General features: G+C 35.8%; 15 protein-coding genes and 1 tRNA gene. 3 read left to right on the forward strand and 13 right to left on the reverse strand.

The window, feature by feature from the left end; genetic code table 11:
• Positions 1–235: 235 nt before the first annotated feature.
• The 13 genes from CSUIS19072_RS07665 to CSUIS19072_RS07725 form a co-directional block, all read right to left on the reverse strand.
• A complete protein-coding gene (locus CSUIS19072_RS07665) occupies positions 236–775 on the reverse strand; it encodes a GNAT family N-acetyltransferase (RefSeq protein WP_086237661.1) in 540 nt (179 codons plus the stop codon).
• Complete coding sequence (locus tag CSUIS19072_RS07670; protein ID WP_086237662.1) at positions 768–980, reverse strand: hypothetical protein; 213 nt, start codon at positions 978–980, stop codon at positions 768–770. The genes CSUIS19072_RS07665 and CSUIS19072_RS07670 overlap by 8 nt, the downstream gene beginning before the upstream one ends.
• A 9-nt stretch (positions 981–989) precedes the next feature.
• Positions 990–1,952: a ketoacyl-ACP synthase III gene (locus CSUIS19072_RS07675; protein WP_086237663.1), complete on the reverse strand. Its 963-nt coding sequence runs from the start codon at positions 1,950–1,952 to the stop codon at positions 990–992.
• Positions 1,953–1,964: 12 nt separating this feature from the next.
• Positions 1,965–2,726: an SDR family NAD(P)-dependent oxidoreductase gene (locus tag CSUIS19072_RS07680; RefSeq protein ID WP_086237664.1), complete on the reverse strand. Its 762-nt coding sequence runs from the start codon at positions 2,724–2,726 to the stop codon at positions 1,965–1,967.
• Entirely contained in the window at positions 2,727–3,407 is a 681-nt protein-coding gene (locus CSUIS19072_RS07685) for a CDP-alcohol phosphatidyltransferase family protein (protein WP_086242566.1), read from the reverse strand.
• Complete coding sequence (locus tag CSUIS19072_RS07690; RefSeq protein ID WP_086237666.1) at positions 3,404–4,129, reverse strand: YkgJ family cysteine cluster protein; 726 nt, start codon at positions 4,127–4,129, stop codon at positions 3,404–3,406. The genes CSUIS19072_RS07685 and CSUIS19072_RS07690 overlap by 4 nt, the downstream gene beginning before the upstream one ends.
• Positions 4,130–4,357, reverse strand: coding sequence for a phosphopantetheine-binding protein (locus tag CSUIS19072_RS07695; protein WP_086237667.1), 228 nt, complete (start codon positions 4,355–4,357; stop codon positions 4,130–4,132).
• A complete protein-coding gene (locus CSUIS19072_RS07700) occupies positions 4,350–5,816 on the reverse strand; it encodes an amino acid adenylation domain-containing protein (protein ID WP_086293051.1) in 1,467 nt (488 codons plus the stop codon). The genes CSUIS19072_RS07695 and CSUIS19072_RS07700 overlap by 8 nt, the downstream gene beginning before the upstream one ends.
• Positions 5,817–5,920: 104 nt before the next feature.
• Positions 5,921–7,777, reverse strand: a complete 1,857-nt coding sequence (gene rpoD, locus CSUIS19072_RS07705) for an RNA polymerase sigma factor RpoD (protein WP_086237669.1) — start codon at positions 7,775–7,777, stop codon at positions 5,921–5,923.
• A 169-nt stretch (positions 7,778–7,946) separates the two neighbouring features.
• Entirely contained in the window at positions 7,947–9,401 is a 1,455-nt protein-coding gene (gene prpD / locus CSUIS19072_RS07710; RefSeq protein ID WP_180381002.1) for a 2-methylcitrate dehydratase, read from the reverse strand.
• Positions 9,402–9,411: 10 nt separating this feature from the next.
• Positions 9,412–10,539, reverse strand: coding sequence for a citrate/2-methylcitrate synthase (locus CSUIS19072_RS07715; RefSeq protein WP_086226519.1), 1,128 nt, complete (start codon positions 10,537–10,539; stop codon positions 9,412–9,414).
• Positions 10,536–11,420 (reverse strand): methylisocitrate lyase, encoded by an 885-nt coding sequence (prpB, locus tag CSUIS19072_RS07720; RefSeq protein ID WP_086293047.1) that lies wholly within the window; start codon positions 11,418–11,420, stop codon positions 10,536–10,538. Before prpB ends, CSUIS19072_RS07715 begins: the two co-directional genes overlap by 4 nt.
• The gene (locus tag CSUIS19072_RS07725) at positions 11,417–13,420 is read right to left on the reverse strand and encodes a propionyl-CoA synthetase (protein WP_086293045.1); all 2,004 of its coding nucleotides are present in this window, start codon (positions 13,418–13,420) and stop codon (positions 11,417–11,419) included. The genes prpB and CSUIS19072_RS07725 overlap by 4 nt, the downstream gene beginning before the upstream one ends.
• Before the next feature lie 150 nt (positions 13,421–13,570).
• On the opposite strand from CSUIS19072_RS07725, the gene CSUIS19072_RS07730 reads away from it, so the two are divergent.
• The 3 genes from CSUIS19072_RS07730 (at position 13,571) to CSUIS19072_RS07740 (ending at position 15,157) form a co-directional block, all read left to right on the forward strand.
• A complete protein-coding gene (locus CSUIS19072_RS07730) occupies positions 13,571–14,491 on the forward strand; it encodes a hypothetical protein (RefSeq protein ID WP_086237673.1) in 921 nt (306 codons plus the stop codon).
• A 135-nt stretch (positions 14,492–14,626) separates the two neighbouring features.
• Positions 14,627–14,944 (forward strand): ComEA family DNA-binding protein, encoded by a 318-nt coding sequence (locus CSUIS19072_RS07735; protein WP_180379402.1) that lies wholly within the window; start codon positions 14,627–14,629, stop codon positions 14,942–14,944.
• A 137-nt stretch (positions 14,945–15,081) separates the two neighbouring features.
• Positions 15,082–15,157: transfer RNA gene (locus CSUIS19072_RS07740), tRNA-Lys, on the forward strand.
• The last annotated feature ends 6 nt before the right edge of the window (positions 15,158–15,163 follow it).

Here is a 15,163-nt window from a genome sequence, read left to right on the forward strand (position 1 = left end):
CCCCTTAAAGAAAAGAATTTAAAAAATTTTGTCGCAAAGGTCGGCTTTACTCCGTATTGTGAAGTTAAAATATGGGTACCCCACGAAGTGGGACTTCAGGTGGGTCAAGGGAGCGTAGCTCCCTGTCGCAAACGGCGACTTCACGGAAACCACCCCTTCGGGGTCGCATTCGCTGGTTTTGTTGCCGTGCGAAGTTAAAAATAGTCAGCTTATGCTTAGTTTTAATAAAATCAATTTAAACCAATCCAAGCTTGTAAATTAGGCTATCTCGCATTTGGTAATAATCATCTTTGTTAAGCTTAAAATATATACACTGGTTATCTGTGTGGGTGGATTTGAAATTTAGCATTTTAGCCATGCGAATGGCGCGTTTATTTTCTAGTTTGCAATATGCTTTGAGCCATTTAAGCCCTAAAATTTCAAATGCCATATCATAGATAGCACAGTATGCCCCAAGAGCGATTCTAGCCTCATCAAATTGCTTTGGTATCACCATAATCTCGCCAGGTATAGCGGTGCGATCTTGCCAATTAATTTGCTGAAAACAAAAATACCCAATAGCTATATCACCGACAAAAGCCATATAGTAAAGCGAATTTGGCTGGTTTTGAATGGAGTTAAACCATTTTAATTGCTGCTCTTTTGTGATATGGGTGCCATTTTGGTTTAGCATTACTTTAGATATTTTTGGGTCATTTCGCCACTGGCGTAAAATCTCTATATCTTGTAGCTCTAATCTTGCGATTTTAACTCCATATCTGATAAATTCACTCATTCATCAAATCCAATATATCGCCAACTACTTTTAACTCTTTAAGCTCATCATAAGTAAGCGTATGATTATAATCATCAGCTAGCATAACAATAGTGCTAATCTTACCCATAGAATCCCACTCTAGCAATGAATCTAGCGGAGTTTGTGGGGTGAGTGGCTCATCGCACTCTATGGTATCTTTGAATTTAGCTATCTTTTTATCCATCTTAATCCTTTATATAGTTATAATCGTCCCGCTCCACGCAAGACCGATACCAAATCCAGCTATTAATACCTTATTTGTAGATTTTATCTTGTTATTTTCAATGGCTCTTTTTAACGCTATTGGTATGCTAGAAGATGATGTATTGCCTACATTTTCTATATCAAATATAACCTTGGAGTCATCTAATTTTAAGCTTTTGGCGATGGCTTTGAGTATCAATAAATTGGCCTGATGAAATATAAAATAGTCAATATCATCTAAATTTAGATTATTTGCTTTTAGAATTTGTCTAACTAAATTTGGAACCTCCCTAATAGCAAATAGAAATATCTCTGGCCCATTCATGGTAAGGGTATTTGATGGGGTTTGGGCGTTAAATGGATTTGCGTAGCCACCATATTTTTTATACATACTAAAAAACCCGCCCCCATCTGTGCCGCATATGATTTGACCGATTTTATAAGCGTTGCTATCATCGATCATAGTCGCACTTGCTCCATCGCCAAATAATATTCTTTGTGCCATATCGCTATTTTCAAACATTTTATAGCACATATCAGCCGTGCATAGTAATACCCTTTTAACGCTTTTAGAGATTATTAAAGATTTAGCTATTAATAGTCCGTGAGCGTAGCCACTACAAGCGATATTAATCTCCATGGCATTTGTGCTTTTGGGTAAATTTAGTTTATTATGTAGCTGGTAGATTGTAGCTGGCTGGAGATAATCAGGCGATTGAGTACAAAGCAAAAGCATATCTATACTAGCTGGGTCTATATCATACTCATTAATTAAATTTAAAGCCGCCTTAGCTGCTAGGTCGCTAGTAAGCTCATTTGGGGCGGCTTTGTGGCGATATTTTATCCCTGATTTTTGATAAATTTGCTCACAACTATACTCATCACTTTTAGCAAGACTAGCAAAGTAGCCATTATCTATAGTCTCATCTGGTAAGTAATAGGCTAGTTTCATGCTATTTCCCACTTAAATTTCATCATACCCCCCCCCAGAGCTGATTTTGATACACTCTGCGGTGATTTTGCTAGATTGAGAACTTAGCAAAAATAGCACCGATTTGGCTACATCGCTAGGCTCTATTAAGCCAAGTGGCATTATCTCATTTAGCTTTGATTTGTGGGCTTCTTGGGATATGAAGTTATTTACAAAATCATCATACATAGGGGTATTTACATATAATGGTGCGACGGCGTTAATCCTTACTCCTTTTTTGGCGTATTCCTTGGCTAGGCTCGATACGGCTGAGTTTAGGGCTGCCTTACTAGCTCCATATAGACTAAGTCCAGGCTCAGCACCAAAAGCTGCCATAGAGCTAATGGCTACAATGCTAGTATCATTTTTGACATATCTATTATGCTTTAATGTAGCCTTAGCTAGAGCGAAAAATGTTAGTAAATTTATATTGATTAACTCGCTCATCTTATCTAAATTTAGATCACGAAGTAGCATTGGGCTTAGCACGCCAGCACTATGGATAAAGCCATTTAATTTAAATTTATCAGCAAATTTCGCCACTGCTAGCTCAATGCTATCAAGCTTGTTTGAGTCAAATATCGCTATATCGTGGTTATTTGGAGAGTTTAGCTCATCTCTTAGCTTGTTTAAAGAGTTTAAATTTCTACCAAGAAGTAGCAATCTAGCGCCACTTTTGGCAAGTTCAGTGGCTACGCATTTGCCTATGCCTGATGTGGCTCCGGTGATTATATAAGTTTTATTTTCAAACTCCATTTACCCCCCCCCATTTAATTTTATATTATAGTATAGCTCGGTACTGCGATATATCAAATCTATCAAATATATCGTCCCAAGAGCGTAAAAACATAGCTCAAATTTCAAACTAAAAATCGCAATAGATAGCACTATAGCAAGAAGGCTTACATCAATCCCAAGTAAAATTCCACGCTCTAAAAGATATTTTTTAAGCCCAAATCTATAAATTTTATTTAATTTTTTTAATCTTTTATGGATAAAATGCTTACAAAATTGCTGATGAAATAGCAAGGTAGAGATGATAAAAATAGTGCAAAATATACTAACATCATAAAGATAACTAGCTAAGATAATAAGCCCAAACCACGCTATATAATCGCAGGTATAATCAAGAAAATAGCCTAATTTTGTGCTTTGATTTTTAAGGCGAGATAGCATTCCATCGGTATGATCTGATATGCTATAGATTAAAAATAAAATTCCGCTTAAAACATTATGCCCTAGATAGAGCAGAATAAATGAGCCAATAATGCAAAATCCACCAAAAATTGTGATTTGGTTTGGTGTGATATTTGTTTTTGCAAGTGGTAATAAGATAAATTTTTGGACTATTAAAACTCGCCAAATATATTCAGTTATATAATATGTAGATTTGAGTTCTAGGCGGTCAGATTTTTTGAGTTTATCATCTAATTTCATACTTCAACCTGTAAAAATTCGCCCCAAATTTTCGCTATTTCTTCATAGGCTCTATTAATATCAGATATGAATTTATCGCTATTCCACGCACGCCTAAGAACCATAGCCATCTCTATTTGGCTCCAAAATTCAGCCACTTTATTACTTGGAATTTCATCTATAATATATGTGCCAAATTTGGCTTTTATGTAGTTTTGTAGGTGTTCTACCACTATTTGAGCGACTTTAAATATAAATATATAATTTGGATTTTTTAAAAGCTCTTTTAAATTTGCTTTTAACATATCTTCTATATTTTTTCTTTGCTCTTTGATAAGGGTGCATGGATGGCTAAAATCAGTAAAAAATATATCAAAAATTGTCCCGTTAAAAAAGCCTATAATTTCCCCTTTAGCATTTACTTTGGGTAAAATTGGATATAGTTTGCATATAAGGGGGCGATTTTGGTGTGGATTACAAAGTCCCTTTTTATCGCAATGAAGCCAGTGTATAGTAAAGGTTTGACCCCCTTTTAGCTTAAATTTCTCACTCTTTTTAGCCATTTCCATATCATCTATAGCGCCTGCTTTTAGATACTCCTGATACTCTATATCAAAAAGCGGTAGAGCGATGAAATTTGAGCGAATTAGCTTAAAATGTTGATTTGTAAATCCAGCACAGCAGTATCCGCCGCAACTCTCATAGCATTTTGGAGAGTAGATATATTCTTGTTTATAATTCATTTATATTCCATAGGCTATTTTAATCATATTATCTAGTGCAGCTATGCTTTGGAAATTTTCAGCACTTAGGAATTTAGCGTCTAGATCCTTGCCATATCTAGCTTGCATAGCCCCAACAAGTGCGATGATATCGACGCTATCGATAGCTCCACTATCAAGTAAATTTAAATTTATATCGCTTATATCGCCTCTGCCTATCTCATTTAATAGAATTTTTGCTTCACTCATTTTTTAACGCCTCTTTATCGATTTTGCCATTTTGATTTAGCTTGAAATTTAATTTATGGATAAATTTACGCGGAATCATATAATCTTGGAGTTTTAGCTTTAAAAATTCTTTTAGATTTTCAATTTGGATTTTGCTCTCATAAAATGCGATTATTTGAGAGTTTTTAAATATACAAGCAACCCTATAAATATCTGGGTGTGAGCTAAGTGCGGCCTCTATTTCGCCAAGCTCTATTCTAAAGCCATTTAATTTAATCTGCGAATCACGCCTACCATAGTAAAGCAAGTTGCCATTGTCATCATATTCGGCTATATCGCCTGTTTTGTAGATAGCTTCACTATATGATTTTTGGAGTGGATTTTGTATGAATACTTGGGCTGTTTTATCTGGGTCATTGTAGTATCCGCTAGATAGCCCGCACCCTCTGATATATATCTCACCTTTTAAATTTGGCTTTGTTATGAGATTCATATTTTCATCAAATATTAAAAGTTGGGTATTGCTAAAAGCTTTGCCAATAGGCAAGATCTCATCATCTCTAAACTCCCTATCTACCATATAATACGAACTAGCTAAAGTCGTCTCAGTAGGGCCATACATATTGTAAAATTTGGCATTTGGTAGCGATTTGATCCAGTAATTTAGCTGTTTTGTAGGCATAGTCTCACCACATGCTATAACCATTTTAAGGTTGAGATTTGCTCCATTTAAGGCATTTGAATTGGCAAAATATACTAGCACGCTTGGCACCCAAAGTATGGTAGTAACGCTATTAGTGCGTAAATACTCAACCACCTTAAGCGGAAAGGCAAAGATGGAGCTTGGCAAAATATGGGTAGTAGAGCGCGTAAATATGCTTACATATATATCAAAGACACTTAGGTCAAAATAAAATGGAGCTTGATTGGCAATGATATGGCTATTATCTATTTTTAAGTCATTAGAAGATGCGATAATAAAATCCATTAGGCTTTTATGGCTGATACTTACCCCTTTTGGCTCACCTGTGCTACCGCTAGTAAATAGCACATAGGCTAGATCTGTATCTAAAATATGGATATTTTGTAAGAGATTATAATCAATCTTAGAGCTATCTAAATCATCTATAGATATGGTTGGTATATTTAAGCTTAATGCTTTAGAGGTGATGAGTAGGGCGGGATTTAACTTTTTAACTATCTTTTCTACCCTTTGAAGTGGCATATTTTCATCTATAATTGTGTAGAAATTCCCGCTTTTTAACACGCCAAAAAAGCTGATAATAGCCTTAATACCCTTTGGTAAGATTATCAAAATAGGCGATTTATTGATATTTAAATTTACTATTTTGGTAGCTAGAGCGCTGCTAAGCTCATCAAGCTTAGAGTAGGTAATGGATCCATTAGGCTCTACGAATGCGACCTTTTGCGGTGAGTTATATGCGCTTTGGCTAAGTAGCTTGTGGGCTAAATTTAGCATATTTTCCCTTTATAATTTAGCAAATAGGGGGGGGTAGAGCCTTTGATTTTAAATCTATAGCAAGAAAAATTACCGAATTCAAACTGTTTTAACCCACGCAAAATTTATCCCTCTATATAATTTTTTAGTTTGCGACCAACTTTTGGGTGCTTTAGCTTTTTAATCGCTGAGCTCTCAATCTGCCTTACACGCTCTCTAGTTACATTTAACTCTTTGCCTATCTCTTCAAGAGTTCTATCGCTCTCATCTTCAAGCAGGCCAAAACGCATTCTAATTACCGCTTTTTCTCTATCATTTAGCTGATCTAAAACTTCATCTATTTGCTCTTTTAAATCCGCTTTTAGGATCTGCTCCATCGGGCTTAGAGAGCTTTTATCCTCTACAAAATCTCCATATTTTCCATCATCTTCGCTACCTATTGGGGCTTCTAGGCTTATTGGCTCTTTTGTGATTTTGATTACTTGTTTGACCTTATCTATGCTTAGTCCAACCTCTTTTGCGATGATTGATACATCTGGCTCTTTGCCTTCTTCTTGGATATATTTTCTATTTATTTTATTAATGCGATTTATAGTCTCAATCATATGGATTGGAATTCTAATAGTGCGAGCTTGATCGGCAATGGCTCTGCTAATGGCTTGTCGTATCCACCAAGTAGCATATGTGGAGAATTTAAATCCCTTTTTATACTCAAATTTATCCACAGCCTTCATAAGACCTATATTGCCTTCTTGGATAAGGTCTAGAAATGGCAATCCACGATTGGTATATTTCTTAGCGATACTTACAACTAAACGCAAATTTGATTTAGCCATTTTAGCCTTGGCATCATCGCTTATATTTTTGCCTTTTTTTATTTGATCTAAGATATTTTTAAGATCTTTTGGATCTAGATTAAATCCAGTTTTGCTTGCTTCTTTGGTTTGAAATAGCTTTTTAATCTCCATGTATGTAGAAACCATCGTAGCTTCTGGAACTCTAGATATTACATCTTCTTTGCTTAATTTGGTTATATCTTTTAGGATTTGTTGGTGGTTTTTTCTTAATTCAGCACTAAACATAGGTAGTCTATACTCAAGCCTTTTAAGCTCTTTATCAAAGTCTACATCGCTCTTAAGTGCTGTTTCAATAGACTTTACAATCTCGTTTATAAGCTTACTTGTAGGGCCTAAATCCATTAGTTTATCTTTTAAAACTTTTTTCTTAAATGTTAAATTTAATTTAGATAACAAATCAGCTTCATTCTCTACAGAGATATTCTGTTTTGAAGCGATTTTTAGCCAATCTTTTTTGGCTTTTTCTAATGCTTTAAAGCTCTCAATTACCTTCTCAGCTCTCTTATCAAGTTTTTTAGGCTGTTTTTTGCTATCTTCGATCTCTTCATCTTCATTATAGCTCTCTTCGATATCCTCTTCTTCTTCATTATCCTCTTCATCAAAGCTCTTAAATAGCTCTTTTACGCGACGCTCTCTATTGATTAATGGCTCTTTGTAATCTAATATAAAATCTATCAGATATGGCACAGAGCAAAAAGCGTCTATTATAATATCTTCGCCAAGCTCGATTTTTTTGCTAATTTCAATCTCTTCTTCTTTGCTTAAAAGTGGAATTTGACCCATTTCACGCAGATACATACGAACAGGGCTATCTGAGCGACTCCACTCTAGCAAGTCTGTTTCGCTACTTAGGTCAAATTCATCTTCTAAATTTGCGTCAGATGATTTTTGTTGGTCTGAAGTAGATGATCTTTTTGCTTCTTGGATTGTTTTTTGTTTGGCAGCTTCAACGGCACTTGTGAGCTGAATTTTATATAGCTCGGCTATAGATTCTATCTTTTTAATCATTCCAGCAGTAGGAGCTTTGTCAAATAGTCTAACTAGTTGCTCGAAAGTCACATAGCTCTTGGCATTTTCTCTAAATAGCTCCTCAATTTGTGCAAATATCTCTTTGGCTGCACTCATCAAAATATCCTTTGTATAAGCAAAATAAAATTACGGATTATACCCAAAAATTGATTAAATAAATTTAAAATTATAAGTTTTATTTTTGACTAGATTGTGTTTTCAAACGCAAAAATTAGTATCTAAATTAATAAAATATTAAGCCTGGGATCGCTCCCAAGCTTTTAAGTTATCCTAACCAAAATAGATCGCTAAATTCATTGAAATTATAGCTCTCTAAAAGTTTTTGATTATTTACTAAATCTTCTATTATTTGGCAAGTTTTTGGGCTAAATCTTGTAGCTAGATTGGCTTTAAATTTAGCTTTTAATAGCGGAATTCCCTCATCTCTTCTTCTTTTGTGGCCGATAGGGTATTCTACTTCTACTTTTTTGGATTTTGTGCCATCTTTATAGTAGATTTCAACTGCGTTTGCGATACTTCTTTTATCGCTATCTAGATACTCTTTTGTGTATCTTGGATCTACTTCTACTACCATTTTATCTCTTAAGGCATCAATGCGTGGATCTTTGGCTACGCTATCTTCATAATCATCAGCCACTAATCTACCAAATATCAAAGGCACAGCCACCATATATTGGATACAATGGTCACGATCGGCAGGATTGGCTAATTCGCCGGTTTTATTGATGATTCTATGGCCTGATTCTTGAGTGGTGATTACTATTTTTTCTATCTCATCTAGGCGATCTTTGACCTCATTATGAAGCGCCATAGCGCACTCAACTGCTGTTTGAGCGTGGAATTCAGCTGGGAAGCTAATTTTAAATAGCACATTCTCCATTACATACGAGCCAAATTCTTGTGGAATTACTAGCTTTTGGCCTCTCATTTTGACATCTTCAAAGCCCCAAAATTTCGCACTTAGAGCTGATGGATAGCCCATTTCGCCGCTTTTTGCTTTTAATGCTAGATCAACCCCACGACTAGAAGCATCGCCTGCTGCCCAGCTCTTGCGACTTCCAGTATTTGGTGCGTGGCGATAAGTTCTTAATGCACCGCCATCTATGAAGGCGTTTGATACGGCATTGCGAATTTCATCATAGTTACACTCAAGGAGCTTAGCCGCAACCGCAGTAGAGGCGATACGAACTAATAAAACATGATCTAGCCCAACTTTATTAAAGCAGTTTTCAAGTGCTAAAATGCCTTGAATTTCGTGAGCTTTTATCATAGCTTCTAAGACTATTTTTACTTTTAATGGAGCCTTGCCTTGAGATAAATTTTTACGACTTACATAATCAGCCACCGCCCAAATAGCACCTAGATTATCGCTTGGATGTCCCCATTCAGCTGCTAGCCAGGTATCATTATAGTCTAGCCATCTTACCATTGCTCCTACATTAAATGCTGCGCGGATTGGCTCTAATTGGTATGAAGTGCCTGGAATTTTACTACCTAATGGGCGAAATTCAGCCCCTTCAACGCTTGGTCCAAGTAGCTTGGTGCAAGCTGGATATTTAAGAGCTAAAATCCCGCATCCTAAAGCATCAATCATAGTATATTTAGCTGTCTCATAAGCTAGCTCGCTAGTAATTTCAAAGCTATTGGCATATTTAGCAATTTTACTTAGCAACTCATCAAATTCAGGGCGTTTAGCCTCTAATATTCCCATATTACTCACTATTTTCTCCTTATCTTTGGTGTATTTGTATAAATTTCATTGGCTCAGGCCCTATGTAGTTGCTACTTGGGCGAATGAGCTTGTTGTTGGCTCTTTGTTCTTTTATGTGAGCGCACCAGCCACTTACTCTACTCATTATAAATATAGGGGTGAAATACTCAGTTGGTATCCCCATAAAGTGATATGCTGACGCACTATAAAAATCAGCATTTGGCGGCAAACTAGGGCGTTTTTCTTTCATTACACCCTCAATGGCTTCGCTAATAGCAAATAGCTTGTGATTATTGCTTAGAGCTTTTGACCATTTTTTGATAACGGCGTTTCTAGGATCACCGCCAACTCCATAAACCCTATGCCCAAATCCCATTAATAGCTCTTTATTAGCTAGTTTTTGATTTACTCCATTTATAGCATCTTCTACATTATCAAAGCTAGAAATTAGCCCAAATGCCGCCTCATTAGCCCCGCCATGAAGTGGCCCACGAAGAGCGCCTATAGCACCAGCAACGGCCGAAAAAATATCGCTTTTTGTAGAAGCACAAATCCTAGCTGTAAATGTAGATGCGTTAAATTCATGCTCAGCATATAAAATTAGTGAGCAATGCATGGCTTTTACAAATTCAGCCGGTGGCGTTTTTTGGTGTAATTTTTCTAAGAAATATCCAGCTATTGTATCTTCTTTACTCTCAAAATCTATCTCTTTACCGCCATTTATATAGTTATGCCAAAAGCAAATAACGCTAGGAAGGACACCAAGAAGGCGGATAATCTTATCATCTTGATCGCTAAAATCATCTTTTTCAGCCTCTAAAGTTCCAAGCAAAGCAACAGCACTTTGGCATACATTCATCGGATGAACGCCTTTTGGTATGAGCTTTAGCATAGCTTTAAGTTCAACGCTAAGAGGGCGAGATGCTATAATTTTGCTCTTATAATCTTTTAGCTCATTTGCGTTTGGAAGTTTAGCATATTGTAATAAATATGCAACCTCTTCAAATTCACAATGCTCTGCTAAATCTTCAATAGCATAACCATAATAATTTAACCCATTGCCAGTCCCGCAAGTACATATCGCACTCTCACCGGCTATAACTCCAGCTAATCCGCCTTGTTTTTTTGATGCTTCGCTGATACTCATTTTTTATCCTTTGCAAATAGTTGGTCTAATTTATTTTCAAATTCATAATAATCTAACATTTGATATAGCTCTTCACGAGTTTGCATGATATCTAAGACATCTTTTTGATGGCCGTTTTTGATAATGCTATTAAAGACTTCAACGGCGGCTTTATTCATCGCTCTATTAGCTGAAAGTGGATATAGCACCAGTTTTATACCTACACTTGCTAGCTCACTTTGGGTAAAATATGGAGTTTTGCCAAATTCAGTTATATTAGCTAAAACAGGCACTTTAAGAGCCTTTGTATACTCTTTATACTCTTCTAAGGTATGGACAGCCTCAGCAAATATCATATCGGCCCCAGTAGCTTCATATGCTAAGGCTCTCTCTAGAGCTTTTTGCTGACCCTCTATAGCGTGTGCGTCTGTTCTAGCCATGATTACGAAATTCTCATCAGTTCTAGCATCTAGGGCAGCTTTTAATCTATCTGTCATTTCAGATATGCTTACAAGCTCTTTGTTTGGTCTGTGGCCACAACGCTTTTGAGCTACTTGATCTTCTATATGGCAAGCGGCCGCTTCGGCTTTTATAAGCTCTTTTATTGTCCTAGCTATATTAAAAGCACCACCAAATCCAGTATCAACATCCACCAAAAGCGGAGTATCTACTCTTGAAGTTATGCGTCTTACATCGATTAAGACATCTTCAAGGCCTACAATCCCAAGATCAGGCAGACCATAGCTAGCACTAGCTACGCCACTACCTGATAGATATATGGCTTTTGCTCCAAGCTTTGTGGCTTGTAATGCGCTATAGGCGTTTATAACGCCTAAGACTGCAAGTGGGTTATTTGAATTTACAGCTTCTCTAAAGCTTTTTCCTGGGCTTTTTATGCTCATTTATTCTCCTTTGTTTTTGGATATCCTAGTGTTGCGATAATCTCTTTACAATGATCTAAAACACCAGCATCTTCTATGGTAGCTGGAATTTTACACTCAACTCCATCTGCTAACTCTTTTAAGCTTCTGCGTAAGATTTTGCCACTCCTAGTTTTTGGCAAGGCATCAACCACACAAGCAAGTTTAAAGCTAGCAACAGCACCGATCTCTTGGCGAATTAGAGATATTGCTCCATCTACTATTCCTCTGTGATCTCTTTCAATTCCTTGTTTTAAGACTATAAATCCCATTGGAACTTCGCCTTTTAGATCATCATTTATCCCAATTACAGCGCACTCTGCGATATCAGGATGCTTAGATATGATCTCCTCCATCTCGCCAGTAGAGAGCCTATGACCTGCTACATTGATAATGCCATCCATCCTACCTAAGACATAAACATATCCATCTTTATCTATATAGCCTGTATCGCCTGTGAGATAGTAGCCTTTGAAGTGATCTAAATATCCCTTTCTATATCTCTCATCATTTTCCCAAATTCCCATTAAACAAGCCGGTGGAAGTGGTAATTTAAGGCATAAGGCTCCTTTTTTGCCTGGTCCTAACTCTTTGCCATTTTCATCAAGGACTTTTAGATTAAATCCCGGCATTGGTTTTGTAGGGCTACCTGGCTTTACAGGCATCTCTTCTAATCCTAATGGATTAGCGACAATAGCCCAGCCGGTTTCGGTTTGCCACCAGTTATCTACAACTATTTTTTTAGTAACCTTCATTATCCATTTTAGCGTTTCGCTATCACATCTCTCACCGGCTACGAAGATTGCTCTAAGGCTATCTAAATTATAGTTTTTAATAAGTTCGCCCTTAGAGTCTTCTCGCCTAATAGCGCGAAATGCCGTAGGGGCTGAGAATAGGACATTTACCTTATACTCATCTACAATTCGCCAAAATGCAGCTGGATTTGGCGTGCGAACTGGTTTGCCCTCATAAACTATAGTAGTACAACCATTCATTAATGGTCCATAAACTATATATGAGTGACCAACAACCCAACCCACATCACTAGCAGCGAAGAATACATCGCCAGGTTTGGCATTATAGATATTATCCATTGACCATTTCATCGCAACACTATGACCGCCATTTGATCTAATTACACCTTTTGGCGAGCCTGTTGTGCCTGAAGTATATAAAATATACAGCGGATCGGTAGCTAGTACTGGAACACAATCAACAGGTTTTGTCTTCTCCTCTTCGCTCTCCCAATCGATATCACGCCATGGAAGCATATTTGCCTTATATTGTGGTCTTTGCCAAATCAAACAAGTTGTAGGCTTATGCGATGATTGCTTGATGGCTTCATCTAAAATTGGTTTATATGGTATTATATTGTTTACTTCTATACCGCAACTAGCGCTTATTACAACTCTAGGTTTAGCATCTTCAATTCTAGTAGCAAGCTCATGAGCTGCAAATCCACCAAATACCACGCTATGGATAGCACCAATTCTCGCACACGCTAGCATCGCAATTACAGCTTCAGGCATCATCGGCATATATATCACAACTCTATCGCCTTTGACAACGCCTTTATTTGTTAATATACCAGCGACCTTTGCTACTCTATCTCGAAGTTGCCTGTATGTATATTTTTTCTTAGTATCAGTAACTGGAGAGTCATATATCAAAGCGAGTTGATCGCCACGATTATTATGTATATGCAAATCAAGGGCGTTATAGCATGTATTCATACATCCGCCAACAAACCATTTATAGTGATCACCACTATCATCTAAAACTTTATCCCATTCATTATACCAATGAACTTTTTGAGCAGCTAATGCCCAGAAATTTTCTGGCTCATTGATAGAAAGTTCGTAAGACTTTTGATAAGGGCTAGAACTCATTGTAATCCTTTCTTGTTGGTTAAGAGAATTATAAGACTTTGTAAAAGAAATATAAATGCTAAATTTAGTTACAATTTGCAGTTTTTGGTGCATAAAATTTTAAAATTGGATAAAATTTATACAAAATTTAGCTAAATTGTCGCATAATCTAGCAAGAATTTTATATTTAAATTTGTGAAAAATTTGGTTAATTTTTTTATTATGTTACTTAAAGTAACATTTTGGATATTAAAGGGATTAAAGATGTTAAGTGTGATGGATAGATTTATAATTATATTTGAAAAATCAAAGCTATCTATGAGTAAATTTGCCACAATTCTTGGCAAAGATAGACGAACTTTGCTTACATGGATAGAAAATAAAGAGACAAAATCCTTAAGCGAAGATGTAAAATCCATAATTTGCAATCACTTTCGCTACTATAAAGATATATGGGATTGCGATGAGAGCGACTTTTATCGCTATATAAATGAGCTAGATGATAGTAGCTTAAGGATTATTGATGATGGATATGAGTCCCTTTTAAAATATATTTATGAGAATGAAAATGAGGGCTCTTTGATACTTCATCCCACATTCCCAAATCCAGCCTATAGGGATTTTGTAATTCAGAGTGTGTATAATAATTTTGATAGTCAAGAAGCGGCAAAATATCGTCAAAAGCGTGGTTTGAAAATGCGAGCTTACTCATTTGGGGCTAGTGAGTGGTATAGTGTAAAGTCGCTTTTGGAATTTTGCTTTGCAAATATTGGTAATTTTTACACAAAAGAGCAGAAAATTCAAATTTTAGAGTTGATGATTGCTACTTTTCGTGATAATCTTAATAAATCTATATATTTTTTCGATTCATATGATAAGAAAATATATGGTCTTGATATGTTTTATTTATCACTAAATATTAAAGAAAAAAAGATGTTTTTAAAGCTACCACTTGAAACTGCCATTTTGGAGATTAAAAATAGTGAGCTTATTACCAAAATTCATACCCATTATACTCACGCTAAAAAATGCCCAACACACATAGATCCCAAAGACGCTGTGATGATAATGGAGCTAATCTTAGAATCATTAAAAAATAGTGATGATTTAAGGGCAACTTGCGATAAAATAGATAAGCATAGTAAATATGGCAGTATTTTTGCTAAAGTGATAAGTAGGGCTTGAATTTATCGGCAATTTATATTTAGTATTACTTAAAGTAACACTTTGTATATTAATTTTTATAAATTTATCTAAGCTTGACATAAAATATTTAATATTAATATATAATAAACATATTTTTAATTCAAAGGAGATTAGATGAAGGCAATAGCCATAATCGCACTAGGTGCAAATATAATGTTGGCAGCTGTAAATATAAACACTGCTAGTAAAAGTGAGCTAATGGAGCTACCTGGCATTGGCGAGGGAAAAGCTAAAGCTATTATTGATTATAGGACTAAGAGTAAATTTAAAACTATAGATGAGATTAAAAATGTCTCTGGTATCGGCGATAAGATATATGAAAGTATCAAAGTAGATCTAATCGTCAATGGCCCTACAGATACAAAGAATTTAAAAAGCACCATAAAAGATAAAAAACCAGTCAAAAAAGATAGCAACTCTACTAAAAAATAGTTGAATTTTAAAGGGCTGAGTTTTTAGCCCTTTAATTTTTAGATAAAAATAATAATTGATAAAATTTAATAAAATTTTCTCTATAAATCTTGACAAAGATTAATAATTTTTGTATAATTCAACTTCATTTTTTGAGTGTCTTGTTAGCTCAGCTGGTAGAGCATCTCCCTTTTAAGGAGGTGGCCGTTGGTTCGAATCCAACACAGGACACCACTTCGG

The organism is Campylobacter sp. RM19072, from assembly GCF_024723485.1.
GTDB lineage: Bacteria > Campylobacterota > Campylobacteria > Campylobacterales > Campylobacteraceae > Campylobacter > Campylobacter porcelli.